The organism is Micromonospora musae, assembly GCF_003626635.1.
Taxonomy (GTDB): domain Bacteria; phylum Actinomycetota; class Actinomycetes; order Mycobacteriales; family Micromonosporaceae; genus Micromonospora; species Micromonospora musae.
The window spans coordinates 346,388-372,570 of the sequence record NZ_RAZT01000004.1 but is presented as its reverse complement, the minus strand read 5'-3'; the positions used below and the strand labels follow the sequence as shown (position 1 = coordinate 372,570).

The following is a 26,183-nucleotide window of genomic DNA, read 5'->3' as shown; positions in this document are numbered from 1 at the left end:
GCCGGTGGGCGTTGCCTCAAGTAATCCTCAAATCCGCAGCACGTCAGCCATCGATGTGAGGATTGCGAATACGATCACCGCACCCGGCTCGCCCACAGCCCTCTCGACCCGTCTCACGACCGCGATCCCCGTCCTGCCACCACGGTCCACCGTGGGCGAGTTCAGCGCGTCAGTCCCCAGTAGATCGGAGCGGTCGGCACCTGGGCGGGCCAGGATCAACCACTGACCGCACACGGAAGGAGGGGAGTATGCGACGCAGGCATCTCAACGTCGCGCTTCTCGCGCTGACCGCCATGACGGGAAGCGTCCTCATGGCGACCGCGCCGGCGGGCGCGGACCCCGCGCACCCCACAGCCGGCGCGGGTGCGAAGCGATCGCACCTCGAGGCTCAGGAATCGGTACGCCTGGTACGCCTCCAGCTGACCGGCGCCGACATGCTGGACAAGGTGGTCGCCGCCGGGTTCGACCTGGAGCACGGCGTCAAGCGCGTGCCGACCGGCATCGAGGGCGAGGCGGTGGTGACCGCCGAGCAGGTCGCCGAACTCCAGTCGATGGGCGTCCGGATCCTCGGCGCCGACGAGGGCTTCGCCTGGAACGAGCAGGCCGACGGGGGGTTCCAGGCCGCCGGCCGGCAGGCCGTCGCGCCGCTCAGCCACAAGCAGACGGTACGGGTCGTCCGCGCCGACTGGTTCACCACCAAGGGGCAGGGCTTCCTCTACGTCGAGGCGCGGACCACCGAGGGGCAGCAGGAGGACCCGGTCGTCGGGATGCAGCTCGAGAACGACTCGGGCCGGGGCACCTCGTTCGGCTTCCCCCGGACGATGAGCCGCTTCGTCGACTCGGGGCAGTACATGTTCCACCGGAACCTGTTCAAGCTCGACGAGCGTCCGAGCCAGATCCGGGTCACCAGCTCGACCGGCGGCGTCACCACCGGCAAGGTCTCCGACTGGCTGGAGAACGCCCCGCCGCCGCTGACCGAGAACCGCGGCTACAAGTCCGACTTCGTCGACGGCTACCAGACCCCGCAGCAGCTCTACAGCCGCGCCAAGGAGATCGCCCGGCAGTACCCGGACATCGCCCAGATCATCTACCTGCCGAACAAGACCAACGGCTATCAGCGCAAGGCGCAGGCCACCATCGGCGGCACCGGGCAGTCCGCGGTCGTCGTCAGCTCGGCGGCGTGGGGCCACGAGGGCGGCAACGACATCACCGTCGACTTCGTCGAGCGCCCGGGGGCGGACCTCCCGCTCGCCGTCGAGGTGACCGGCAAGGCGATCCGGGTACTGCTCGCCAAGGACGCCGCCGGCGCGCTCGCGAGCACGGCCGCCCAGGTGGCGACGGCGCTGGAGACCCAGTCCGCGGGCCTCGTCGACCGGGCGCACCCGTACCGGACCAACACCGGGACCGGCATCGTCGCGGCAACCGGTGGCCCGGTCGCGCTCACCGACTTCCTCGACCAGAAGCGGGTCGGCGCGCCGGAAGGCGAGGTGCCCCGCGGCCCGGCGACGATCCCGGTGCTGCGGATCGGCAAGCACCGCGACGGCACGAAGCCCGGCGTCCTGATCCAGGCGCAGGACCACGCCCGCGAGTGGGTGCCGGCGACGACCTCGTTGGAGTCGGCCGAGCGGCTGGTGCACAACTACCGGACCGACCGGGAGACCAAGAAGATCGTCGAGGGCACCGACGTCTTCTTCATCCTCTCCAACAACCCCGACGGGGCGAACTACAGCTTCTACAACTTCGCCTCGCAGCGTAAGAACCTGACGAACCACTGCCCGGACGAGAACGCCGACCCGGGCCGGCGTGACTCCTGGGGCGTCGACCTGAACCGGAACTACCGGGTCGGGTCGGGCCACGACGGCTACGCCGGCGGCTCGACGGTGTGCACCAGCGGCACCTACCAGGGGCCGGAGGAGCTCTCCGAGCCCGAGTCGCAGAACATCATCTGGCTGGTCGAGAAGTACCGGAACATCAAGTTCATGATGTCGGTGCACTCGAACGGCGGTCAGCTCTTCTGGCAGCCGGGCGCGTACATCGCCGACGGCCGGATCACCACGCCGCGCCCGCCGCTGGGTGACGAGGCGTTCTACTGGCAGTCGGCCGGCCGGATCCTCTCGCAGGTCAAGGCGTACCGGGAGACCGTCGTGACGCCGGAGAACGTCGGCGGCTCGTCGGACGTCCTCTACTCCTCCGCCGGCAACGTGCGCGAGGACCTGTACCACACCTACGGCATCTACGCCTTCGGTTGGGAGGTCGGCGGTTCGGTCTACAACCCGGCCACCGGCAACTGGCAGGGCGGCTCGTTCCAGCCGCCGTGGGAGGGCGACCCGAACCTGGTCAGCGGCCACTCCGAGACGATGGAGTACGCCAACGGGATCATGGAGATGTTCCGGGTCGCGGCGGACTGGGGCAAGGACAAGAAGGACCCGAAGTCCACGCTCGTACCGGGCGGCGGGAAGTACCGCGCGCCGGTCGACGTGCGCTTCGAGACGAACGAGCCGGCCACCGTCTACTACACGACGGACGGCAGCCGGCCCACGCTCCAGTCGCAGCGCTACGAGGCGACCGAGTTCCGTGAGCCGGGGCAGGTGTTCCACGTGACCGCGACCACCACGTTCAAGTGGTTCTCGGTCGACGCGGCCGGCAACGTCGAGAACAACTACGACCCGACCAAGAAGGGCAAGCGCGACAGCTACCGCACGGCGACCATCAGGATCGACAAGAGGTAGCCGGTGACCGTCGCCTCGTCAGCGTGGGTCGACCCCGCACTGACGAGGCGACGGGCCCGCATCAGGCCGCGCCGGACGGCCGATCGTGGGAGTCGCCGGCGGTGAGCAGGTCGGCCAGGCCGAAGACGGCTCCGGCTGCGGGCAGCTCCGGCACCCAGTCCGGCTCCCGGTGGAGGTAGCTGCCCGGGTCGGCGCGGAGCAGCCCGATCAGGACCTCCGCCACGATCCGACCGCCGACCGGGCCGAGCCGGTCACCGCCACCGCGATGCTCCGCCTCCTTGAGAATGTAGAACCACAGTGGAGTGCCGTGCGGCCAGGTCTGCGCCAGCTCGTCGGGGCTCAGCGGCGTCACCTCCATGAGCTGGGCGACCGCTTCGCCGCTGGGCAGGCCGGTGGCCTCGCCCCGCAGCAGGTCGCGTACCGCCAGGGAACGGTAGGCGGCGGCGTCGACGGTGCCGGTCACCTGCTCGGGCAGCCCGATGAGGCTGGCCGGGAGCCGGCCGTCGAGGCGCTTGGCCCGCTGGGCGGGTGGGCGGCCGGGAACGTCGAAGAGCTGCGTGAGATCCACCCGCCGGTCGGTGGGGAGCGGGCCGAAGCCGACCAGGTCCGGGAAGACCGGCACTGCGGCGCCGCCGTCGACGAGCCGGTAGGTGTGCCGGATCTGGCCGTGGCCGTACCGGAAGGCGGCGTCGGCGAACTCCAGCGGGATGTACGCCTCGCCCGGCCGCGGCGCGAACCACCGGCCACCCTCGGCGAGCACCTGCCGCACCAGGGGCGCTCCGACCAGCCGGGGCAGGTAGTCGTGGACCACCGTCCACTGGTAGTGCCAGGTGAGGGCGGTCCGTGCCGCGTCGAAGACGTTGGACTCGGGCATCCCGCCCGCGCGCAACAGGTCGACCAGGTGGTTGTGCGCGTGCAGCAGGGCGACGTGCAGGCTCAGCACGAAGACGTGTGAGTCGTTGCGGGGGTCGCCGATCAGGGCCACTCCCTGCTGGTTGCGCGGCACGTCGCCGCCGTCCGGGCCGAGCAGGAACTTCGCCGGGTCGGCGAGGTCGAACAGGTAGGGCGAGCCGATCGGGCCGTCCGAATAGATGATCTCCAGGTTGAGCATGGGCGCGCGGGCGTTGCGCAGCGCCTCGACGGCCACCCCGCCGGTGATGGGCGAGCGGTCGGCGGTGATGTCGTGGGCGATCAGCTGGCCGAAGAAGGGCCAACCGGCGGCCTCGGCAGCATCGTCGCCGCCGGCGTTCAGCTGGTCCAACGCTTCTGCGGCGGCACAGATCCCACCGTCACCGCCCGCGCGGATCAGCAACTTCGGGTCGGTGCCGAGCGGGGCCAGGTCGCGGAACATCCGTCCGTAACGGGCCGCGCCGGTCGGCCGGTCGACGGAGCGTACCGGGCTGAGGCAGTGGTCGCGGGCGGCCACGCGGCTGCCGCGCGGAGGTGACGGAGCGCTGCCCACCTGCCGATTCTCCCCCGGGGTGGGGCCGGATGCGGGCTCGTTCGGCGCATGCCCCGCCGATGTTCCGCCGCCCGGCACTGCGGTCGACGGCTCGCCGGGTCCGGGGCCGCCCGCCAGGGCCTGGACCGCACCGAGCAGGCTGCGGAGTCCGACCTCGTCGCGCTGGGCATCCGCCGGATCGAGGAGCCACTCGTCGACCGCCGCGTCGACCGGCCGGCTCCGTTCGGCCTCGGTCAGCTCCGTCCTCACGTTGGCCTCGAGCTCGTGCAGGAAGGCGCCGTCGCCGAGTGGGGTGCTCATCTTTCCTCCGTGACATGGGTGGAATCTGGTACAGATGGGACGGGTCACGCCCGTGGTCGCCGCCAACCAAGACCGGACGGTCCCCCGGCCTGTGACAGCTCGAACCGAGGTCGGCTGTCACAACTCGCCCGGCTGCCCGGTCGTACGAGGTGGAGACGACTCCCATCCGGAACCAGGAGGATCAACGAACATGAAGATCGCTGTCATCGGAGGCACCGGACTCATCGGATCTCAGGTGGTGAAGATCCTGGCCGCGGGCGGGCACGAGGCAGTGCCGCACTCTCCGAGCACCGGCCTGGATCTGATCAGCGGAAAGGGGCTGCCCGAGGCGATGGCGGGAGCCGATGTCGTCGTCAACCTGACGAACTCGCCGACGTTCGACGAGGCGTCGCCCGCGTTCTTCCAGACGACGATGGACAATCTGCTCGGGGCGGCGAACGCGGCCGGCGTCGGCCACGCCGTGATCCTCTCGATCGTCGGCGCGGAGAAGGTGCCGGACCTGGTCTACTACCGGGCCAAGGTGCTGCAGGAAGAGATCCTCAAGGCCGGCCCCGTGCCGTACTCGATCGTCCGCGCCACCCAGTTCTTCGAGTTCGTCGACGCGGCGATGTCCTGGACCTCCGACGAGAAGACCGTGCGTCTGCCCGCCACGCTCGTGCAGCCGATGGCCTCGGCCGACGTGGCCCGGGCCGTGGCTGACGTCGCCGTCGGCGCCCCGCTGCGGGGCACCCGCAACGTCGGCGGCCCCGAGGTCTTCCCCCTCGACGAGCTGGGCCGGATCACCCTCGCCGCCCGCGGCGACCAGCGCGCCGTCGTCACCGACGACAGCGCCGGCCTCTTCGCCGCCGCCTCCGGCAACGCCCTCCTCGCCGAGGCCGACGCGGTGATCTTCAAGACCACCTACCGGGAATTCCTCGCGCGCTGACCCGTCGGGGCCCGCACGACCCGCGTGCGGGCCCCGCCCTCGGGTGGTCACCAGCCAGGACCGAACGGTCCGCCTCCGCTGTGAGGGCCCTCAGGTCACCGACGCCGCCGCAATCTTCTCCGGGTTGACCATCCACAGCAACTGATCGATGCCGTCACTCGAAGCGGTGACCGTGAGCAGCCCGTAGACGCTGCCGTTCTGCCGCAGCACGGCGGACGTCTGGCCGTTCGTCGTCGCCCACTCCACCTCGACGTCCGCCCAGAACCAGCTCAGCGCGGAGAGGTACTTCACCACGCGCTGCGCCCCCACCACCGGCCGGCGGGAGACGCGGATCCGGCCGTTGCCGTCGGCGATGTTTGTCGCGTCCGCCGCGAGGAGCCGCTCCAACGCGGCCAGGTCGCCGGAGCGGGCCGCCGCGATGAAGGTGGTCAGCAGCTCCCGCTGCGCGGCCGGGCTCACCGGCGTACGGCGCTCCTCGGCCATGTGCTTGCGCGCCCGGCTCACCAGCTGGCGCACCGCCGGTTCGGTCGACCCCAGGATGTCGGCGATCTGGGCGTACGGGTAGTCGAACGCCTCCCGCAGGACATAAGCGGCACGTTCGTTGGGGGTGAGCTTCTCCATCAGCAGCAGCGCCGCGAACTCCAGGGCCGCGCCGCGCTCCGCCCCCAGATACGGATCCGCGCTGGTGTCGACCGGTTCCGGCAGCCACGGTCCGATGTACGTCTCACGCCGCCTCCGCGCCGACTGGAGCGCGTTGATGGCCAGCCGGGTCGTGGTCGTCGCCAGGAACGCCGCCGGGTTCAACACGGCGCTGCGGTCGGTCGCCTGCCACCGCAGCCACACCTCCTGCACCAGGTCCTCGGCCTCGCTGGCGCTGCTCAGCATCCGGTACGCGATCCCGAACAACCGGGGCCGGACGTCGGTGAAGACCCGTGCGGCCTCCTCGAGATCGTCCGACCCGACCGGCTCGTGATCCACCCCGGAATCCGCCATCGCTCGCCCCCGTCCGATCCTGCCGTTGGGTTCCCCCGAGCCCATCGTGTGCCGGGTCCGCCGCGAACGCCAAGGCGCGGTGCGCAGCAGTGACGTTGACGACGAAACCGACGAGGGCGGAAGAACCTGATCGAGCGGCTGCCCACGGCCCGTCTTCAGCGGTCGAAACCCCGGCCCACGCGCTCATCGTCTCCCAATCCGAGACCGTGGGTACGTCGATCCCCGGCGTCCGACCCGTTCGCGGTCGGGGACACAGCGCAGCTCGCGGCACCTATATCGTGCGCCGGGGAGATTCGCGGCGTGCGCGGTCGACCGGGAAACGGCGCCACGGGACGTCCGAGGCGAACCGACCGTAGTGAGGGAAGGGTGCGCGGTGAGGACCAGCCGACTCGAGGCGTTCAGCGACGGCGTGCTCGCCATCATCATCACGATCATGGTGCTGGAGCTGCGGGTGCCGGAGGGCCACGATCTCTCCGACCTCTTCCACACCAGCGGCGTCGGCCTGCTCACGTACCTGCTCAGCTTCGTCTACGTGGGCATCTACTGGAACAACCACCACCACATGTTCCACCTCGTCGAGAAGGTCAGCGGCGACGTGCTCTGGGCGAACCTGGGACTGCTGTTCTGCCTGTCGCTGATCCCGTTCACCACCACCTGGGTGGACGAATCGAGGTTCGAGCAGACCCCGGTCGTCGTCTACGGTCTCAACCTGCTCAGCGCGGCTGTCGCCTACTACGTGCTCCAGCGGGTGATCATCCGCCAGCAGGGGCCGAACTCGCCGCTGCGCGACGCCCTCGGCCTCGACCTGAAGGGCAAGCTCTCTCCGGCGCTGCTCATCGCCGGTATCCTCAGCGCGCTGACGATCGACCGGGACGGGCGCGTAGGCGTGTGGATCGCCCTGGCCTGCTACGTCGCCATCGCGATCATGTGGATCGTCCCCGACCGCCGCATCGACCGGGCCATCCGGGAACACGGGGCCCCGGCGTGAGCTGCTCGTAGGAGCTGCTCCCCACGGGCGACCCGACCGGTCCGACCCGCCGGCGGCGTAGGAAACGTACCGCCGCCCCGCCGTCCACAGTGGCCTGTATGAGCGCCGCCACCGCGCACCGACGTGTCGGAGTGGCCTGTTACGGTTCCGCCGCCCTTGCCGCAGTGGGACCGGAGGTTGCCGTGATCCATCCAGACGTTCCGTCGTTCGCCGGGCTGCCGGTGCCGCCCGGTGCGGCCCGCCGGGTCGAGGCCACGGAGCCCACGAGCTACGACGGCGGGCAGCGCCGCGACCACTCGGCCGGAGTGTGATCGACGATGGCTTTCGGATCCCACGCACGTTCCTTCGCCGGCCGACCGGTCGTCGAGGTCCCCGAGGACGGTCCGCTGCCGGAGGTGGACGGTCCGGTCTCGTGGCGCTTCTCCCGTTGGGACTTCGACGACGACGCCGAGGACGTCCTCTCCGAGGCGTTCCAGGTGGGGTTCGAGCAGTTCGTGGCGCAGGCCGGCCCGACCGTGGAGTCGCTGGTCGTGGGGGCCTGGGGCTACGCCGCGTTCAACCCCGCCCCGATCGCGCAGCTCTGCGAGGCGGCGCCCCGCCTGCCGGCGCTGCGTGCCCTCTTCCTCGGCGACATGACCGGCGAGGAGTGTGAGGTCTCCTGGATGAAGGTCGGTGACGTCAGCCAGTTGCTGGCGGCGTTCCCGTCCCTGGAGGTGCTGCGGGTACGCGGCGGCGAGGATTTCCGCTTCTCCCCCGTCCGGCATCCGCGGCTGCGGGAGCTGGCGGTGGAGAGCGGCGGCCTGTCGCGCGAGTTCGTCGGCGCGGTGCTCGACTCCGACCTGCCCGCGCTGACCGACCTGGAGCTGTGGCTCGGCACCTCGGAATACGGCGGCGACGCGACGCCCGCGGACCTGGCGCCGCTGCTGGCTGGGGAGCTCTTCCCGCAGCTGACCCGGTTGGGGCTGCGCAACGCGGAGACCGCCGACGAGGTGGCGCGTGCGGTGGCCGCCGCACCGGTGGTCCGCCGGCTCGAACGGCTGGACCTGTCGCTGGGCACCCTCGGCGACGAGGGGGCCGCCGCGCTGCTGGCCGGGCAGCCGCTGACCCACCTGGCCCAGCTCGACCTGCACCACCACTTCATGTCCGAGGAGGTGGCGGCGTCGGTGGTCGCCGCGCTGCCCGGCGTCCAGGTGGACGTCTCCGAGCAGGAGAAGCCCGACGAGTACGACGGCGAGACCTACCGCTACACGGCGGTGTCGGAGTGACATGCGGCTGACCGTCGTCGGTAACCCCGCCAATCGCCGGGTGGAGATGTTCACCCGCGCCGTGCTCGCTGCGGGGCTGCCCCGACCCGAGGTGCTGCCCTGGGCCGACGTGCTGGCCGGGGCGGCGCCACCGCCTGCCGGTGCGCTGGTGCGGGTGGATTCGCCCGGCGAGGACCCACAGGTCGATCGGATGCTGCGCCGGGCGGCCACCACCGCCCGGCCCGGCGAGCTGGTCGGCCTCGCCGACGCGTACGCCGGTCTGGTCGACGGCCTGGCGCGGATCGCCGCCGGCGGCGCCGACCTGCTCAACGGGCCGGAGGACGTCGCGGTGCTCTGCGACAAGCGTCGCTGCCACGCCGTGCTGGCGGCCGCCGGGGTGCCGGTGCCACCCGCGCTGCCGCCGGTCGGCGGGTACGCGCAGCTGCGCGCGGCGATGGCGGCGGCCGGCTGGGCCCGGGTCTTCGTGAAGCCCGCGCACGGCTCCTCCGCCGCCGGGGTGATCGCACTCGCGGTCGGACCCGGGCGAGTGCAGGCGGTCACCACCATCGAGCACACCCCGGACGCGCTCTTCAACTCGCTGCGGGTACGCCGTTACACCGACGAGCCGGAGATCGCCGCGATCGTCGACCGGCTCGCGCCGGAGGGCCTGCACGTCGAGCGGTGGCTGCCGAAGGCCGGCCTCGGCGACCGGGTGGTCGACGTGCGGGTGCTGGTCGTCGCGGGACGGCCGACGCACGCGGTGGTCCGCGCCGCCCGCGGACCGATGACCAACCTGCACCTCGGCAACGCGCGCGGTGACCTCGCCGAGCTGCGGGCCGCGGCCGGGCCGCGGGGCTGGTCGGCGGCGATGGAGACCTGCGAACGGGTCGCCGCGTGCTTCCCGGGTTCGCTGCACGTCGGGATCGACCTGATGTTCCTGGCCGGCTGGCGTCGGCACGCCGTGGCCGAGGTCAACGCCTTCGGTGACCTGCTGCCCGGGGTGCTGGCCGACGGGCGCGACAGCTACGCCGAGCAGGTGCACGCGCTCACCAGCGGCCGGTGGCGGCGTTGGCGGGCGGCCGTCGGGGCGGATCCGGTGCGGGAGGTGCTGCCGTGCGGAGTCTGATCGGCGGTCACGACCTGCTCCTGGTCACCCTCGACACGCTGCGCTACGACGTGGCCGTCGCGGAGGCGGCGGCGGGGCGTACCCCGAACCTCGCCCGGGCCCTGCCGGGCGGGCGTTGGGAGCGACGCCACTCCCCCGCCAGCTTCACCTACGCCGCGCACCACGCCTTCTTCGCCGGTTTCCTGCCCACCCCGGCGGGCCCCGGCCGGCACGAACGGCTCTACGCGGCGGCCTTCCCGGGCAGCGAGACCTCCGGAGCGGAGACCTGGGTCTTCGACGAGCCGGACCTGCCGACCGCCCTCGCCGGCGTCGGCTACCACACGCTCTGCCTGGGCGGGGTCGGCTTCTTCAACCGGCACAGTCCGCTCGGCGCGGTGCTACCGGGACTCTTCGCCGAGGCGCACTGGGAGTCGGAGTTCGGGGTCACCTCCCCGACCTGCCTGGACGCGCAGCTCGACCGGCTGGCCGAGGTGCTGCCCCGGGTGCCGGCGACGCAGCCGCTCTTCACCTTCCTCAACGTCGCCGCGATGCACCAGCCCAACCGGCACCACCTGCCCGGCGCGGAGGTCGACAGCCTGGCCAGCCACACCGCCGCGCTCCGGTACGTGGACGGGCGGATCGATCGACTGTTCAACCTGGTCACCGGCCGGGGCCGGCCAGTCTTCACGATCATCTGCTCGGACCACGGCACCGCCTACGGAGAGGACGGGCACACCGGCCACCGGATCGGCCACGACGTGGTGTGGACCGTTCCGTACGCTCACTTCACCCTGCGACCGGGAGAATGGTGACCAGCACCGACCCGAGCCTCGACGGCTCGCCGTACCAGCAGTACCTCTACGCGTACCCGCACAAGACGTCGTACCGGCCGCTGCGGCCGCGCCCCCGGTTGGCGGACGTCTGGCGGGCCGAGGCACGAGAAGCCCTCTTCCTCTACCTGCACGTGCCGTTCTGCGAGATGCGATGCGGCTTCTGCAACCTCTTCACCCGGGCCAACGCCCCACAGGAGCAGGTCACCGCCTACCTGCGGCAGCTGCGGCGACAGGCCGGGCGGGTCGCCGACGCGCTCGGCGACGACGCCGGGTACGCGCGGGCGGCGTTCGGTGGCGGCACCCCGACCTATCTCACCGCCGACGAGTTGACCGAGCTCTTCGACATCGCCACCGGCACGATCGGTGCCCGCCTGCCGGGCGTACCCCTGTCGGTGGAGACCTCACCGGCCACCGCGACCCCGGACCGGCTCGCGGTGCTCGCCGCGTACGGCACGACCCGGGTGAGCATCGGCGTGCAGAGCTTCCTCGACGTCGAGGCGCGCGCAGCGGGCCGCCCGCAGCGCCGCACCGAGGTGGAGGCCGCGCTGGGCGCGATCCGCGACGCCCGGATCCCGGTGCTCAACATCGACCTGATCTACGGCATCGACGGGCAGACCACCGAGACCTGGCAGGAGAGCCTGGCGGCGGCGCTGGCCTGGCGGCCCGAGGAGCTCTACCTCTACCCGCTCTACGTACGGCCGCTCACCGGGCTCGGCAGGCGCGCCCATGCCCGCGCCGACTGGGACGCCCAGCGGCTCGCCCTCTACCGGCAGGCCGTGGAGACGCTCGCCGCGGCCGGCTACCGACAGGAGTCGATGCGGCAGTTCCGCCGCGCGGACGTGCCGGCCCCGGACGGTCCGGACTACTGCTGCCAGGACGACGGCATGGTCGGGCTGGGGTGCGGCGCACGCTCCTACACCACGACCCTGCACTACTCCTTCGACTACGCGGTGAGCGTGACCGAGGTGCGGGCGGTGCTCGACGACTACCTCGCCCGGGACGCCGACGACTTCGGGTACGCCGAGTTCGGCTTCCACCTCGACGGCGCCGAGCAGCGCCGCCGGTGGCTGCTCAAGTCGCTGCTGCGCGCCGAGGGGGTCGACGCCGACGCCTACCGGGCCCGGTTCGGGCGTCCGCCGACCGACGACTTCCCCCAGCTCGGCCGGCTCGTCGAGCGGGGCTGGGCCACCGACGGCGGGCTGCGACTGACGCCCGCCGGGCTGGCCCACTCCGACGCGGTCGGCCCGTGGCTCACCTCCGCACAGGTCCACCAGGCGATGACCGGGTACGTGCCGCGATGAACCTGGCGATCCTCTATCGCGGGCCGCTGGCGAGCTGCAACTACGACTGCCCGTACTGCCCGTTCGCCAAGCGGCGCGACCCGCCCGAGCTGCTCCGGGCGGACCGGACGGCGCTGACCCGGTTCACCGACTGGGTGGCCGCGACCACCGACGTCTCGCTCTCCGTGCTCTTCACCCCGTGGGGCGAGGGGCTGACCCGCAGCTGGTACCGGGAGGCGATGGTGTCGCTGTCCCAGCTGCCGCACGTGGAGCGGGTCGCCATCCAGACCAACCTGGCCGCCCGGGTCGACTGGCTGGCCGACGCCGACCCCGGCTCCGCCGCGCTCTGGGCCACCTACCATCCGGGGCAGGTCGAGCGGGAGCAGTTCCTGCGGCGCTGTGCCCGCCTGGCCGAGCTGGGCATCCGGTACTCCGTCGGGGTGGTCGGGCTTCCGGAGCACCTCGACGAGGCGCGGGCGCTGCGCGCGGCCCTGCCGGAGGAGGTCTACCTCTGGGTGAACGCCGCCGAGGGGCACCGCTACGACGCCGCCGAGGAGGCGACCTGGACCGAGCTGGACCCGCACTTCGGCTACAGCGTCCGGCCGCACCTCTCCCTCGGCGAGCCCTGCCACGCGGGGGAGACGGCCGTCTCCGTGCTGGGCGACGGGACGGTGCGCCGCTGCCACTTCATCCCCAGCCCCATCGGCAACCTCTACGACGGCTCGTGGCGGGCCGCTCTGAAGCCTCGGCCGTGCGGCAACGCGATCTGCGACTGCCACATCGGATACGTGCACCTCAAGCCCCTCGGCCTGCGGGACGTCTTCGCCGGCGGGGTGCTGGAGCGCATCCCCGCCGGCTGGCCGCGCCAGCACGACGGAGCGCCGGCCCTGGCCGGGCCGGCGCTTCCCCTTCGAACTGTCGGTCAGAGTGTGGTCTCGCCGGTCAGCCCGAAGTAGTCGTGCCATTTGGCGCCGCCCGCGAAGGCGGTGCCGGTGGAGAGTCCGACGAATACGTCGTTGGTGGCGCCCTTGGTGAAGACGACGATGTCGTCACGCCCGTCGCCGTTGACGTCGCCGAGGTAGGGGAACTCGCCGGCGAGGCAGAAGAAGTCGTTCCATTTGATGGTGGTGCCTACGAAGCTGGTGCCGGTGGAGACCGCCGCGTAGACGTCGGCATCGGCGTTGCAGGTGAAGGTGACGATGTCGTCCTTGCCGTCGCCGTTGATGTCTCCGACGCGCGGCTGTTCGGCGCCGACGGCGAAGAGGTCGTGCCAGGTTTGTGCCGCGCCGAAGGCGGTGCCGGTGGAGAGGGCCACGATGACGTCGGAGGCGGAGGCCGGTCCCTGGGTGAAGGTGATGAGGTCGTCCCGGCCGTCGCCGTCGACATCGCCCACCGCCGGATACTCCCCGGCGATCGAGAAGAACTCGTGCCACTTCTGCCCGGGGCCGAAGGAGCTGCCGGTGGAGAGCGCCACGTAGACGTCGCCCGCGGCGTCATGGGTGAAGGTGATGATGTCGTCCCGGCCGTCGCCGTTGACGTCCCCGACCGCCGGCACCTCGGCGCCGGGCGCGAAGAAGTCGTGCCACTTCGCACCGCCGGCGAATCCCGTGCCGGTGGAGAGCCCGACGTACACGTCGCCGAGTGAGCCGTGGGTGAACGCCACGATGTCGTCCCGGCCGTCGCCGTTGAAGTCTCCGGTCAGCGGCGTCTCGCCGGTGAGGCCGAAGAAGTCGTTCCACTTCACCGACGTGCCGGCGAAGCCGGTCCCCGTGGAGGTCGAGACGTAGACGTCGGCGAGCGCGCCGTGCGTGAACGCCACGACATCGTCCTTGCCGTCACCGGTGAAATCGGTCGGCGAACCGGCGAGGTACGCCGACCCGGTGCCCGTACCGCCCTGGTTGACCAGGGAGATGTAGTAGTTCCAGTTCCAGTTCGGCCCGGGGTCGGTGTGGGTGTTGCCGGGGATCTCGTTGTGCCCCTTGATGCCGGCCCGGCTCTTCGGGATGCCGTACTTGTCGCAGAGGTAGCGGGTCAGCGCCGCCGACGAGCGGTACATCGCGTCGGTGAACCAGGCCGGGTTGTCCACGTACCCCTCGTGTTCGATGCCCACGCCGTACGCGTTGCCGGAGCGGGCGTGGTAGGCGGTGTCGCCCTCGCGCACCATCTGGGTGATCTCACCGTTGCTCGACTTGACGACGTAGTGCGCGCTCACCCCCGCCGCCGGGTTCTGGAACCAGCTGATGGTGCCCGCGTACGAGCCCTGGGTGACGTGGATGATCACGGTGGTGATCCGGCTGGACCGGCCGACCCCGTAGTTGGCCCCGTTGGCGGCGATCCAGCGCGCCGGAGCGTACTCGGGCACGGCGGCGGCCGCCAGCTTCGACGCGGGCGTGCCGGCCGGCGACACCTGCGCGTAGCGGCCCCGCTCGGGCTCGACCCGGTGCGGACGCACCGGAGCGGCGCCGGGGATGCCCTGCTGCAACAGGTCGTAGACGTGGTCCGCGTAGAGCCGCGCGGTCGGGTCGTCGACCGCTCCCCCGTACCTGGCCACGATCGGGTACCAGGCGGTGATCCGGTCGCGGTCGTCGGCGGTCAGCCCCTGCGCGTCGGCTAGGTCCCGCAGCACGGCCGCGCCACCCCGGATGTTCGCCGAGGTGGTCGCCTTCAACCTGGCGACCGGTTCGCCGGTCAACGCGGCGGCCCGTTCCAGGCTGTGCCGGGTCGGGTTGCTCACCAGGTGCATGACGCCGTACCCGTTGGCCTGGCTGGGCTCGCCGTCGTGTCCGTCGAGCCGGGACTCGCCGTATCCGACGGCGACCAGCAGGTCCCGCGGCACGTCGAACTCGTTCGCCGCTCGCTCGAAGGCGGAGTCGATCGCGGTACGGGCCGGGCTGTCGGCCGCCGCGGGCCCGGCCGGGCCGACGGTGGCGGCGGTGAGAGCCACCGCGACGAGGGTGACGGCGCCACGGCGCCGGCGGGGACGGGTTCCTGCCATGGGGGTCTCCAGTTCGGGTTTCACAGCGTCGCCTCCCCGTTGAGGCCGAAGAAGTCGTGCCACTTGGCGCCGCCGGCGAACGCGGTGCCGGTGGAGAGACCGACGTAGACGTCGTTGGTGGCGCCCTTGGTGAAGACGACGATGTCGTCACGCCCGTCGCCGTCGAAGTCGCCGAGGTAGGGGAATTCGCCCGCGAGGCAGAAGAAGTCGTTCCACTTCACGGTGGTGCCGGCGAAGGACGTACCGGTGGAGAGCCCGACGTAGACGTCGGCGTTGGCGTCGCAGGTGAAGGTGACGATGTCGTCCTTGCCGTCGCCGTTGACGTCACCGACGCGGGGCAGCTCCGAGCCGACGGCGAAGAGGTCGTGCCAGGTTTGTGCCGCGCCGAAGGCGGTGCCGGTCGAGCGGGCCACGATCACGTCGGCGGCGGAGGCCGGACCCTGGGTGAAGGTGATGAGGTCGTCCCGGCCGTCGCCGTCGACGTCGCCCACCGCCGGGTACTCGCCGAACGGGCTGAAGAACTCGTGCCACTTCTGCCCGGGGCCGAACGACGTGCCCGTGGAGAGCGCCACGTAGACGTCGCCGGCCGGGTTGTGGGTGAAGGCGACGAGGTCGTCGCGGCCGTCACCGTCGACGTCGCCGACCGCGCCGATCTCCGCTCCCGGGGCGAACCAGTCGTGCCATTTCTGGCCGCCGCCGAAGGCGGAGCCGTTCGACAAGGCCACGTAGACGTCGCCGGTGTTGCTGTGCGCGAAGGTGACGATGTCGTCGCGGCCGTCGCCGTTCACGTCGCCGCTCGACGCGGTCTCGCCGCCGATGGAGAAGAAGTCGTTCCACTTCGCCGAGGTGCCGGCGAAGGCGGAGCCGGTGGAGGTGGCGACGTAGACGTCGGCCAGCCCGTTCTGAGTGAAGGTGAGCACGTCGTCGCGGCCGTCGCCGGTGACGTCGGTCGGCGATCCGCCGGCGATGGCGTGGGTGCGGGCCGCCTCGGCGAGCAGCGTCCGCGCCTTCGCCGCGACCTGGTCGTAGCGGTCCGGGAATCCGGAGCGCTGTACGCACTGGGCGACCTGGCCCGCGGTGAAGCCGGGGTTGTTGCTGTCGCACACGATGGCCCGGGTGACGTACTGGGTGGTGGCGTAGACCGGGTCCATGATCTGTTCGGGGGTGCCCCAGCCGTAGTCCCAGCGTTGCTGGAAGACCCCGAGGGAGCTCTTGTCACCGCAGGGCAGGTTGTTCATGTGGGACTCCACCCAACCGGCCTCGAAGGCGGAGAGCAGCACCTTGTCGTTGACGTTGTGGGCGCGGGCCACCCGGTAGACGATCAGGGTGATGGCCGGGTCGTGGTTGGCGGGGATCGACGGGCAGGCCAGGGTGCCGATCGGGTCCGCCTGGGCGGGTACGCCGACGGCCACTGCCGCCAGGGCCGTGCAGAGCGCGAGCGGGATCGCCAGAAGCTTGCGTCTCACGATGGCTCCTCACCGGTGAGTGGTGCGTGGGTTCGGGGGGTCGCGTCGGGGTCGATTGGAGGTGTCTCACGGCACGCTCGGCCGGGGTAGGTGGTCGTTCGGCGCGAACTGGTCGTGCCACCGGTTGGCCGTCGGCCCGAACCGCCCGCCGTCGGAGAGGGCGACGTACACGTCGGCCGCCGTACCTCGGGTGAACGTCAGGACGTCCGCCCGGCCGTCGCCGTCGAAGTCGCCCACTCCGGGCGTCTCGTCGCCGATGGCGAAGTTCTCGTGCCACTTCCAGGCGTTCTGCACGAAGCGGGTGCCGTCGGAGAGGGACACGAACACGTCGGCCGTACCGCCCCGGGTGAAGGTCACGATGTCGTCGCGACCGTCCCCGTCGACATCGCCCACCGCCGGCAGCTCGTCGCCGACGGCGAAGTTCTCGTGCCACTTCCACCCGTCCTCGACGAAGCGGGTGCCGTCGGAGAGGGACACGAACACGTCGGCCGTACCGCCCCGGGTGAAGGTCACGATGTCGTCGCGACCGTCCCCGTCGACGTCACCAACCGCCGGCAGCTCGGCACCGAGGGCGAAGCGGTCGTGCCACTTGACCCCCGGGCCGAAGCCGGAGCCGGTGGAGAGCGCGACGTAGACGTCGGCGTTCTCGCCCCGGGTGAAGGTGATGATGTCGGTCCGGCCGTCGCCGTTGACGTCGCCGACGGCCGGGAGTTCGGTGCCGACGGCGAAGAAGTCGTGCCACTTGACGCCCGCGGCGAAGCCGGAGCCGGTGGAGAGCCCGACGTAGACGTCCGCGTTCTCACCTCTGGTGAAGGTGATGATGTCGGCCCGGCCGTCGCCGTTGACGTCGCCGGTGAGTGGGATCTCCGCGCCGGCCGCGAAGAAGTCGTTCCACGACCGACCGTCCGGCACGAACCGGGTGCCGTCGGAGAGGGCGGTGAAGACGTCGGCGGCGCTGCCGCGGGTGAAGTCGATCGCGTCGTCGCGCCGGTCACCGTTGGCGTCGCTGACGTTGCGGGGCCGGGTGCTGGCCGACACCTCGGCCGAGGGCGGCCCGGTGTTCCCAGCGACGTCCACGGCGACGACCCGGTAGTAGCGGGTCTGGCCCGCCGGCAACGGTCCGTGCCGGAACGAGGTCGACCGGGTGGTGGCGACCAGGTTGCCGGGCGTAATCGCGACCCCCGGCGTCCGGGCCGAGTAGACCCGGTAACCGGTCACCCCGACGTCGTCGGTCGACGGCGACCAGGAGAGCCCGAGGGCGTGCACCCGGCCGCCGCCCAGCGCCAGCCCGGTGACCGCCCCCGGCGCGGTGGTGTCGGTGAACGGTGCGACGACGCTGTCGACCAGGTAGCGGGCCGCGGTCCAGGCCGGCGCGCCCGAGGCGGGGGCGAGCGTCACGGTGACCGTCGACCTGCCGCTGGTCAGCGCCGCCGGGAGCACGAACTCGTCGGCCAGCCACCGCTGCCGGGCGTTGCCCAGGGGCTGCGACCACACGCCCGCCGTGGCGCCGTCCACCGACACGGCCACCTGCTGGTAGCCGCTGAGCTGGTCGGCGTGGCGGCGCAGCCGTACGCCCTGGTTGGCCGGGTCGAGCGCGATCCGGAACCGGACGGCGGCGGTCGCGGCGCGGACCTGGGCCGTCTCGGTGACGTTGTCGTCGTCGCCCTCGAAGCTCGAACTCAACGGGTACTGGGTCGCCGAGTCGGTGTACGCGTGGCTCGCCCGGCTGGCGGCGTCGCCGGTGGTTATCGCGTCGGTCCGCCGCGACGCGACGGTGGGCTGCGTGTAGAGGAACGCCGTCGAGGCGTAGTTCGCCGGCATGTCGTTGACCGGTCCGTGCTCGATGCCGAAGCGCAGACCCGTGCCGTACGCGACGGCGTCACCGATCATCAGACGGTACGTGGCGTCGCACTCGTCGGCGCATCCACCGGCGCGGAACAGGTGCGCCGGATTGCCGGTGAAGACGCCGCTGTACTCGCCCCGGTTGAAGTACCACCCGGACTCGTAGAAGTCCTCGGTGCCGGTGCCGTAGATCTGCGGGGTCGGCGAACCGTCGACGTGCACGCGCTCGTCGCCCTCGAGATAGTTGCGGGTGTTCCCGCCGATGATGTGCCCGCGCATGGTCTGCGAGACACCGACGAAGCGGCCGCGGCCGGTCTGGTCGGCGACGATCCAGTCGGTCCCGCCGACGGTCTCCGCCCGCCGGGACTGGGTGCTGAAGTAGCCGGCGGGTCCGTTCGCGGCGAGCGCGTCGGTCCACTGCGTGCCGGGGGCGGAGGTGATCTCCGCGCGAACGCCGCTGACCGTCGTGCCGCTGGTGTTGGCGAGCGCGACTGTCGCCGTGGAGCGGAACGGCATCGGCCACCAGACGCTGTACCAGCCGCCGGGCGCGTCGTCCATGCCGAACATCAACGAGCGGACCCGGCGCTCGCCCAGGCCGCTGCCGAAGAACTCCCCGACCGGGCTGTCCACTGTGGTACGACCGTCGAAGGTGATCCGGAGCCGGAGACCGGAGAGCACCGGTTCGCCGGCCGCGCTGTCGGGCACCTGCAGCCGCAGCGCGGTGATCGCTCTCGGTCCGCTCAGCGTCGCGAGGGTGGCCGCCCCACCGGCGGGTACGGTGACCGTCGCGGCCGTGGTGCCGGCGCCGGGCTGCGGCGGTTTCGGGTCTCCGGTGCCGGCGGCGCGCAGCAGGTCGACGACGTCGGTGGCCCGGTCGGCGGGGTCGAATCGGGACACCCCTGTCGCGTCGTCGAACTCGCGGAACGTGACGTGGTAGAAGAGCGGGTTGCGCTGGGTGGTGATCCGCATGGAGTCCCGGTAGGGCATCGGCACCTTGACGGTGACTCCACCGGACGTCTGGTCGGCGTTGCTGACCAGCGGCGCGACGAACGGGCTGCCGAGACCGCCGTTGACGAGGTTCTGCAGCCCGGTGTCGACGACGACGACTCCGTCGAGCTCGATGCGGATCCAGCCGGTGGCGGTGACGTTGCCCTCGTCCCGGGTGAACCAGATCGACTGCACCTCCCCCGCGCCGCGATCCTCGGCGATCACGCAGCCGCCGGACTGGCGCAGGCAGGAGTACGTGCCGACGAACCCGTCGTCGTTGGAGCCGTCGCGGGCGAAGCTGGAGAACTGCCGGGTCCGGGTTCCGCCCGACAGCTCGGGCAGCCGGTCGAGGCGACGGTAGGCGTCCCACCCGACGGGGCCCTTGTCGGCGGCGGCCGCGACAGCTCGGCCGGCGCCGCTCGCACCGGTGGCGGCCGCGCTCGGCCCGGTGGCGGCCGCCGCCGTGGAGATGGTCGTGACCAGCGCCGCCGCGACGGCGGCGGCGAGCCAGCGGGGGGTTCGTAGCCTCATCGGTCTCCCTTCGCAGGTGCCGTCGGGATAGCGGGCAATCGATTTCCCGGGAGTTAACTGCGGCCAGCGACGATTGTCAATGGTTGCCGACTTGCTTTGCGGCGAAGAATGAAATTTTCAGTCCAGGCCATCAGGCATTGACAAGTGTCGAGCTGTACGGCTTGACTTCTGCCAGCAGCCCGGGAGCCGGGCGCCGCGCCGGACTCCACAGGGGACCGTCGTCGCGAGCGGCGTGCCAGCGCGTCGGGCCGGGCGACGCCGAGGTACGCGGTGTGCCGGTGCGCTGCCCTCCGGACGTGGCCGAACGGCGGTGGGGCCGCCTGTCGCACCGTCCCCCGACCATCTCCCGACAGGAGTCACGACATGTCCCGCCGCTACGGTGACACCGTGCGTCGCAGTCTGGTCGCACTGCTCCTCCTGGCCACGGCCGTGCTGACCGGCGCGGTGGCGAAGCCCGTGCCCGCGCTCGCCGCGCCGGTCTTCAAGGCGCCCTTCCCGTGTGGGCAGCGATGGACCTACAGCCACCACAGCGCCGAGGTACGGCAGGCGCTGGACTTCGTACGGGCGGACGGGGGGATCACCGGCGGCACCCCCCAGGTCGCCTCGGCCGCCGGGGTGGCCCGCCGCTACTCCCAGCCCGGCGGCGCCGGAAACTACGTCGTCATCGACCACGGCGGCGGCTGGACCACCTACTACTTCCACCTCAGCTCCTACTCGGTGCCCGACGGTGCCTACGTCCAGCAGGGCCAGCAGATCGGCGTCACGGGCAGCACCGGCAACTCGTCCGGCCCGCACGTGCACTACGAGCAACTCTTCAACGGGGTCGGTCAGCCGATCGTGATCAACGGGGTGTCGCTGGCCCCCTATCCGGGCCAGTACCAACAGCGGTTCCTGGTCAGCGACAACTGCGGCGGGTCGAGCACCGGCGGTCGATACCTGGCGGGCTCCCCCACGGACTTCACCGGCGACGGCCGCGACGACGTCGTGGCCTTCTCGAAGGGGGCGACGAACGACGTGTACGTCTCCTCCTCGACCGGCTCGTCCTTCGCCGGGACGTCGGTGAAGTGGAACGACTTCTTCGGCCTCGACGGCGAGACACTGCTCTCCGGCGACTTCGACGGCGATGGCCGGGACGACATCGTGGCCTTCACCCACGGCACGCTCGCCGACGTGTACGTCGCCCTGTCGACCGGCGCCGCGTTCGCCGGTGCCACGAAATGGCACGACTGGTTCGCGCCGAACGCCGAGGTCGCGGCGGTGGGCGACGTGGACGGCGACGGCCGCGACGACATCGTGGCCTTCACCCACGACGCCGCGGGCGACGTCTACGTGGCGCTCTCCACCGGGTCGTCCTTCGCCGGCACGGCCGTGAAGTGGCACGAGTACTTCTCCATCGCCGGCGAGTACCCGGCGCTCGGTGACGTCGACGGCGACGGCCGGGACGACCTCATCACCTTCACCCAGGGACCGGCCTCCGCCTCCGACGTCATCGTGGCCCTCTCCACCGGCACCGCCTTCGGCGCGGCACAAACCTGGCACGACCTCTTCGCCGTCGGCGCCGAACAGCCGCGCGTCGGAGACATCAACGGCGACGGCAAGGACGACATCGTCACCTTCACCTGCAACGCCAACGCCGACGTCTACGCCGCAACCTCCACCGGCACCAGCTTCGCCGGCACCACCATCAAATGGAACGACTTCTTCTGCCTCGCCGGCGAGTTCCCCTACCTCGGCGACTACAACGGCGACGGGCGTGACGACATCATCGTCTTCACCAAAGGCACCCTCAACGACGTCTACGTCGGACTCTCCACCGGCACCGCCTTCACCGGCGGCGCCAAATGGCACGACTTCTTCGGCCTCAACGGCGAGACCACCCTCTGAGCACGTTGATCGCGTTCCGCGTACGCGCCGATCGGGGAGGATCCCGATCGGCGCGTACCGAACGCCCGGCGGCGAGGTCAGCCGAGGTGCCGGGCGAAGAACCGGAGCGCGCTCTCCAGCTCGAAGGCCGGGATCTCCCCGTGCCTGCCCGGGTTGGCGTGCAGCGACTTCTCGGTCGAGGCCAGCGCCTCGAAGAGCGCCAGACTCTGGGCCCGTGGCACCCGCTCGTCGTCCCACTGGACCAGGAACTCCACCGGAACGGTGATCCTCCCGGCGGCGTCGGCCGAGGCCAGCGCCCCGCCCAGCCCCAGCACTGCCGCGCGGACCCGAGGTTCGGCGGCGACGAACGGCACGCCGAGCCCGCAGCCCAACGAGACGCCCCAATAACCCACGGGACCCGCGCCGACGTGCCCGAGGGCCTGGACCGCGTCCAGCACCGCCCGCCACTCCGGAACGGTCTGGCGAGCCACGAGCGCCTGGAAGTCGGCGATCAGCGGTGCCAACTCCGCTCCGGCCGCCACCCGAGCCTGGTTCTCGGTCGCGATCCGGTCGTACTCCTCGTCCTTCGGCCGGTCGCCGTGACCGGGCACGTCGACCGCCGCGACCGCGAAGCCGGCCTCGGTCACGAAGCGGCGCGCGCGGGCCACCATGCCCGGGGCCTTCTTGTGCTGACCGCCGCCGTGCCCCATCAGGATCAGGGGGCGAGGACCGACGGCGCCTTCGCGCGTCCAGAGCACGCCAGGGATCTCGCCGAGAGTGAAGAGCTGTTCGAGGATGCCGTCGAACGACGTCTCAGAGGTGAATTGCACAGCGTTTGAAGCCTTTCGGGATGCCTTCTGCGGGCACTCCCTAGGCCACGCGCGGGAGGGAGGCCCGACCTGTCACAGCGTTGATCGGTCTCACCTCCTCGGTTCGCAGCGGCGCACGGCGACGCCGAAGGTATCACGGCGAGCCGCCGCCGTTGCCCCGCCGGATCGACCGGCCAGGACCCGTCGGGGCTGAGTCCTGGCCGGTCGGGCCGGCTCCGCCAGGCGCGTCAGCGGCCGGGGGTCAGCGTGACGGACCTGCCCGGCTGCACGGTGATCCGGCGTCGCCAACCACCCGCACGCAGCTCGGTCTCGGTGCCGCCGACGCTACGGATCGTCACACTGGTCACCTTGCCGGCACGCCAGGCCAGATCGACCTCGAAGCCGCCGCGCGCGCCGACGCCGGTCACCTCACCCCTGTCCGCCCAGGCATCGGGGAGCGCGGGCAGCAGCTCGATGACGCCGGGCCGGGAGTAGAGCAGCATCTCCAGCGCGGCGGTGGCGCCGCCCAGGTTGGCGTCGATCTGGAAGATCGTGTAGCTGCCCTGGCTGTACATGTCGAAGAGGTTGGCCGAGGTGCCGTTGCCGTTGTTCATCGACGGCCGCAGCACGGTCAGGTAGAGCTGATAGGCGTTCTCCGCGTGCTTGAGCCGGGACCAGCAGAGCGACCGCCATGCGCAGGCCCAGCCGTAGCTGTCCATGCCTCGTGCGGTGAGCAGGGCCCGCACCCCGTCGATCAGGGGCTTCGGGCTGGTGTCGGTGTTGATCCGGTCGCCCGGGTAGAAGCCGATCAGCGGGGAGAGGTGCCGGTGCGTGGTCTCACCGAGGTTCTCCGGGCTCATCCACTCCTCCAGCCAGCCGGTCTTCGGGCTGACCCGGGGCAGGTAGAGCCGGGCCTGGAGGTCGGTGACCTCGGCGGCGAACTCCGCGTCCCGGCCGAGCACCTCGGCGGCGATCCGGATCTGCTGGAACAGGTCCCAGGCGAGCTCCTGGGCGTAGGTGATGCCCTTCGCGTCCGGACCGTGCTCCGGCGACCAGGCGGTGTCGTCGATCAGCACCTCGCGGGTCGTGCCGTCCGGCTCGGTGACGGTGGTCGGGACGAGCCGGGCCTGCCAGAACTCGGCCGCGCCCCGGAGCACCGGATAGATCTTCGCCAGGTACGAACGGTCCAGGCTGTACTCGTAGTGGCGCCACAGCGAGTTGCAGAGCCACGCGTTGCCGGAGGGGTGCCAGGCCCAGCCGCTGCCGCCGTAGATGTTCGTGGAGAAGGCGACCGCCCACCCGGCCACCTTTCCGCTGGTGTTGCGGAAGCGGTTACGGGGGTCGTTGAAGAGCCGCCGGGTCACGTCGGTCCAGACCGGCAACTGGGACACGCAGTAGTCGGCCAGGGCCTGCGTGCACTCGCCGAGCCCGGCCGGGTCGGCCAGCCAGTAGTTCATCTGGATGTTGATGTCGGTGTGGTAGTCCCCGTACCAGTCCGGGTTGTTGTTGTGCACCCAGATGCCCTGCAGGTTCATCGGCAGCCGGTCACGTGACCCGGTGATGGTGAGGTATCGACCGAACTGGACGTACATCGCCTCCAGCTCGGGGTCGGGGGTGCTCGGGTCGGTGTAGCGCACCGCGACCCGCGACCAGGTGTCGAGCGCCCGCTGCGCCGGCGTCGACTCCCCCAGGCGCAGCCGCATCCGGTCGTAGAGCCGCCGGTAGTCGGTGACGTGCGTGGCGAGCAGCTCGGTTGCGCCGACACCCACGGCCGCCGCGACCTTCGCACGGGCGAGCGCGAGCGGATCGACCGCCGGGTCACGGAAGTCCCGGGCTGCGTCCCGCGAGTAGTCGGTGCCACCGCAGATCACCACGAGGACCTCTCTGCAGTCCTCGAAGGTGACCTTGGAGCCGTCGACGCCGACCCGGCCGCCGACGCCGATCACGGTGACCGCCGCGGCGTACCGCAGGCCGTTGGCCAGGGTGCCGGCGAAGCTCGCCCGGCCTCCGGAGGCGGTGGTGACCTCGCCGTGCGTGCCGACCAGGGATACGGCGCCAGTGTGGCTGCCGCCGCCGGAGCGGGTGAGCCGCAGGACGATCACGTCGTCGGGGTGGCTGGCGTACAGCTCGCGGCGGTAGGTCGTCTTCCCGATCCGGTAACGCGCCGACACGATTCCGTTGCTGAGGTCGAGCGCCCGGCGATAGTCCGCGTACGCGTCCGGGGTGTGACCGGTGAGTGCGATGCGCACCTGGGCGAGCAGGCCGAAGCTGCCGAAGCCGTTCGAGTCGTACGGGAGCTGGCCGTCGCTCTGCAGCGTGTCGTTACGCCCGCCGGTCCAGAACGAGCCGTCGGTGAGGTAGACGACGTCTTCGGCGGGACCGCCAGCGGCGAGCGCGCCGAGTCGCCCGTTCCCGATCGGCAGCCCCTCGCGGATGATCTGGTCCTCGCGGCCCGGGGTGCGGTACCAGAGCGTCGTCGCTTCGGCCTCCGGGACCAGCGCGGCCTCGGCGGGGCGGGCCGGTGCCGCGTGCGCGGCGAACGGCCGGGCGCCGACGAGCGCGAGACCGGCGCCGGCCGCGCCGGTGAGGCGGAGGAAGTTACGACGTGACGACTCGAGCACGGTGGTTTCCTTCCGACGTATACATCGGACCTCTGTCGCGCGAAATCCGGCAACTCCCGGCACGGCAGGCGGCTCATCTCGTGAGCGCTCCGATGTTTTCATAAAATATGAACGCCTGTCGTTGGGATGTCAACAGCCACCGATGTCCTGGGTGGCCGCGCTGCGGCGAGCACCGTCCTATCCGGTCACCCCACGTCTGCGGCCCGGCCGCGGGGTTCGACGACCGGGCAGCGCGCCGTTCGTCAGGGCAGCGCCGGCGCGGGGTTGCGGGTCACGGTGACCGCCGAGCCGCGTAGGCGGGAAGCGTCCTGACTGGGTGACGCGCCGAACTGCCGGCGGTACTCGCGGCTGAACTGCGACGGGCTGTCATAGCCGACCCGACGGCCCACGCCCGTGACGTCGTTGGGGTGGGTGGCGAGGAGCAGCCGGGCCTCCTGGAGCCGGATCTGCTTCTGGAACTGGATCGGGCTCATCGCGGTCACCGCCTGGAAGTTGCGGTAGAAGGCGGAGACGCTCATGCCGGACCTGCGGGCCACCTCCTCCACCCGGAAGGAGTGGGCGTAGTGGTCCCTGATCCAGTGCACAGCCCGGGAGACGTGCGCCAGGCTGCTGTCGGCGAGGCCGAGCTGGCGAACCGCCGCCCCCTGCTCACCGCTGACGAGCCGCCACAGGATCTCCCGCTTGATCAGCGGGGCGAGCACCGTGACGTCGCGGGGAGTGTCGAGCAGGCGCAGCAGACGGATCGCCGCGTCGAGCAGCTCGCCGGGGGCGTCGCTGACCGCGATGCCCAGCGGCGGGGTGCCGCCCACCGGCGGAAGATCGGTTGCGGCGGCCTGCAGCAACAGCTCGGCCACGGCGGCGGGTTGCAGCACCAGGCCCAGCCCCAGGGCCGGCAGTCGCGAGCTGGCCTCGGTGAAGTGACCGGTGACCGGCAGGTCGACCGAGGCGACGAGGTACTGACCGGCGCGGTACTCGTACACCCGGTCGCCCAGCGCCAGACGCTTCGCGCCCTGCGCGATGAGCGCGAAGACCGTGCCGGACATCGACGCCGACGGTGGGTCCACCCGCTCGACCTTCGAGATCAGCACACCGTCGATGGCGGTGGCGCCATCCGGGCGGGCATGGCGGGCCAGCAACGTCCGCAGCTCGTCGAGGGGCACAACCCGATTGAAGCACACCCACTGCTCTCCGGGCTTGGAGGATCGTGCAA

The 26,183-nt window shown here is 71.4% G+C and carries 18 protein-coding genes; 10 read left to right on the top strand and 8 right to left on the bottom strand.

Going from position 1 to position 26,183, the window contains the following annotated elements:
• The first annotated feature begins 248 nt into the window (after nt 1–248).
• On the top strand, nt 249–2,729 hold the full coding sequence (locus tag D7044_RS10435) for a M14 family metallopeptidase (protein ID WP_120688693.1): 2,481 nt from the start codon (nt 249–251) through the stop codon (nt 2,727–2,729).
• 61 nt (nt 2,730–2,790) lie between these two features.
• Here D7044_RS10435 and D7044_RS10430 read toward each other — a convergent pair whose 3' ends face one another.
• Nucleotides 2,791–4,491 (bottom strand): peroxidase family protein, encoded by a 1,701-nt coding sequence (locus tag D7044_RS10430; protein ID WP_233562970.1) that lies wholly within the window; start codon nt 4,489–4,491, stop codon nt 2,791–2,793.
• Nucleotides 4,492–4,681: 190 nt separating this feature from the next.
• On the opposite strand from D7044_RS10430, the gene D7044_RS10425 reads away from it, so the two are divergent.
• A complete protein-coding gene (locus D7044_RS10425; protein WP_120674614.1) occupies nt 4,682–5,416 on the top strand; it encodes an SDR family oxidoreductase in 735 nt (244 codons plus the stop codon).
• Between the two features lie 90 nt (nt 5,417–5,506).
• Here the strand turns inward: D7044_RS10425 and D7044_RS10420 are convergent, their stop codons facing one another.
• A complete protein-coding gene (locus tag D7044_RS10420) occupies nt 5,507–6,394 on the bottom strand; it encodes an RNA polymerase sigma-70 factor (RefSeq protein WP_233562969.1) in 888 nt (295 codons plus the stop codon).
• Nucleotides 6,395–6,782: 388 nt separating this feature from the next.
• On the opposite strand from D7044_RS10420, the gene D7044_RS10415 reads away from it, so the two are divergent.
• From D7044_RS10415 to D7044_RS10390, 7 genes are all read left to right on the top strand, one after another.
• Complete coding sequence (locus D7044_RS10415) at nt 6,783–7,397, top strand: TMEM175 family protein (RefSeq protein WP_120674610.1); 615 nt, start codon at nt 6,783–6,785, stop codon at nt 7,395–7,397.
• Nucleotides 7,398–7,579: 182 nt separating this feature from the next.
• Nucleotides 7,580–7,708, top strand: a complete 129-nt coding sequence (locus D7044_RS33270) for a hypothetical protein (protein WP_267901595.1) — start codon at nt 7,580–7,582, stop codon at nt 7,706–7,708.
• A gap of 6 nt (nt 7,709–7,714) precedes the next feature.
• The gene (locus tag D7044_RS10410) at nt 7,715–8,662 is read left to right on the top strand and encodes an STM4015 family protein (protein WP_120688692.1); all 948 of its coding nucleotides are present in this window, start codon (nt 7,715–7,717) and stop codon (nt 8,660–8,662) included.
• 1 nt (nt 8,663) lies between these two features.
• The gene (locus tag D7044_RS10405) at nt 8,664–9,767 is read left to right on the top strand and encodes an STM4014 family protein (RefSeq protein ID WP_120688691.1); all 1,104 of its coding nucleotides are present in this window, start codon (nt 8,664–8,666) and stop codon (nt 9,765–9,767) included.
• Nucleotides 9,755–10,558, top strand: a complete 804-nt coding sequence (locus D7044_RS10400; protein WP_120688690.1) for an STM4013/SEN3800 family hydrolase — start codon at nt 9,755–9,757, stop codon at nt 10,556–10,558. The genes D7044_RS10405 and D7044_RS10400 overlap by 13 nt, the downstream gene beginning before the upstream one ends.
• Nucleotides 10,555–11,880: an STM4012 family radical SAM protein gene (locus D7044_RS10395; protein ID WP_233564931.1), complete on the top strand. Its 1,326-nt coding sequence runs from the start codon at nt 10,555–10,557 to the stop codon at nt 11,878–11,880. The genes D7044_RS10400 and D7044_RS10395 overlap by 4 nt, the downstream gene beginning before the upstream one ends.
• Complete coding sequence (locus D7044_RS10390; protein ID WP_120674600.1) at nt 11,877–12,815, top strand: STM4011 family radical SAM protein; 939 nt, start codon at nt 11,877–11,879, stop codon at nt 12,813–12,815. The genes D7044_RS10395 and D7044_RS10390 overlap by 4 nt, the downstream gene beginning before the upstream one ends.
• On the opposite strand, the gene D7044_RS10385 is transcribed toward D7044_RS10390, so the two are convergent.
• From D7044_RS10385 to D7044_RS32345, 3 genes are all read right to left on the bottom strand, one after another.
• Nucleotides 12,782–14,854 carry an N-acetylmuramoyl-L-alanine amidase gene (locus D7044_RS10385; RefSeq protein WP_120688774.1) on the bottom strand — a complete coding sequence of 691 codons (2,073 nt, stop codon included), beginning with the start codon at nt 14,852–14,854 and terminating at the stop codon, nt 12,782–12,784. The two genes, D7044_RS10390 and D7044_RS10385, sit on opposite strands and share 34 nt — an antisense overlap.
• Before the next feature lie 20 nt (nt 14,855–14,874).
• The gene (locus D7044_RS10380; RefSeq protein WP_120688688.1) at nt 14,875–16,320 is read right to left on the bottom strand and encodes an FG-GAP repeat domain-containing protein; all 1,446 of its coding nucleotides are present in this window, start codon (nt 16,318–16,320) and stop codon (nt 14,875–14,877) included.
• Nucleotides 16,321–16,386: 66 nt separating this feature from the next.
• The gene (locus D7044_RS32345; RefSeq protein WP_158609977.1) at nt 16,387–19,680 is read right to left on the bottom strand and encodes a DUF2961 domain-containing protein; all 3,294 of its coding nucleotides are present in this window, start codon (nt 19,678–19,680) and stop codon (nt 16,387–16,389) included.
• A gap of 399 nt (nt 19,681–20,079) precedes the next feature.
• On the opposite strand from D7044_RS32345, the gene D7044_RS10370 reads away from it, so the two are divergent.
• Entirely contained in the window at nt 20,080–21,564 is a 1,485-nt protein-coding gene (locus tag D7044_RS10370) for an FG-GAP-like repeat-containing protein (RefSeq protein WP_411710978.1), read from the top strand.
• 77 nt (nt 21,565–21,641) lie between these two features.
• On the opposite strand, the gene D7044_RS10365 is transcribed toward D7044_RS10370, so the two are convergent.
• From D7044_RS10365 to D7044_RS10355, 3 genes are all read right to left on the bottom strand, one after another.
• A complete protein-coding gene (locus D7044_RS10365) occupies nt 21,642–22,373 on the bottom strand; it encodes a dienelactone hydrolase family protein (RefSeq protein ID WP_120688686.1) in 732 nt (243 codons plus the stop codon).
• 227 nt (nt 22,374–22,600) lie between these two features.
• Nucleotides 22,601–24,973, bottom strand: coding sequence for a glycosyl hydrolase family 95 catalytic domain-containing protein (locus D7044_RS10360; RefSeq protein WP_199716562.1), 2,373 nt, complete (start codon nt 24,971–24,973; stop codon nt 22,601–22,603).
• A gap of 242 nt (nt 24,974–25,215) precedes the next feature.
• Nucleotides 25,216–26,133 carry an AraC family transcriptional regulator gene (locus D7044_RS10355; protein ID WP_120674591.1) on the bottom strand — a complete coding sequence of 306 codons (918 nt, stop codon included), beginning with the start codon at nt 26,131–26,133 and terminating at the stop codon, nt 25,216–25,218.
• Between the last annotated feature and the right edge of the window lie 50 nt (nt 26,134–26,183).

Coding starts and splice junctions, on each gene's coding strand:
- D7044_RS10435 (WP_120688693.1), top strand. CDS start 249: ATGCGACGCAGGCATCTCAACGTCGCGCTTCTCGCGCTGACCGCCATG.
- D7044_RS10430 (WP_233562970.1), bottom strand. CDS start 4,491: ATGAGCACCCCACTCGGCGACGGCGCCTTCCTGCACGAGCTCGAGGCC.
- D7044_RS10425 (WP_120674614.1), top strand. CDS start 4,682: ATGAAGATCGCTGTCATCGGAGGCACCGGACTCATCGGATCTCAGGTG.
- D7044_RS10410 (WP_120688692.1), top strand. CDS start 7,715: ATGGCTTTCGGATCCCACGCACGTTCCTTCGCCGGCCGACCGGTCGTC.
- D7044_RS10405 (WP_120688691.1), top strand. CDS start 8,664: ATGCGGCTGACCGTCGTCGGTAACCCCGCCAATCGCCGGGTGGAGATG.
- D7044_RS10390 (WP_120674600.1), top strand. CDS start 11,877: ATGAACCTGGCGATCCTCTATCGCGGGCCGCTGGCGAGCTGCAACTAC.
- D7044_RS10385 (WP_120688774.1), bottom strand. CDS start 14,854: ATGGCAGGAACCCGTCCCCGCCGGCGCCGTGGCGCCGTCACCCTCGTC.
- D7044_RS32345 (WP_158609977.1), bottom strand. CDS start 19,680: ATGAGGCTACGAACCCCCCGCTGGCTCGCCGCCGCCGTCGCGGCGGCG.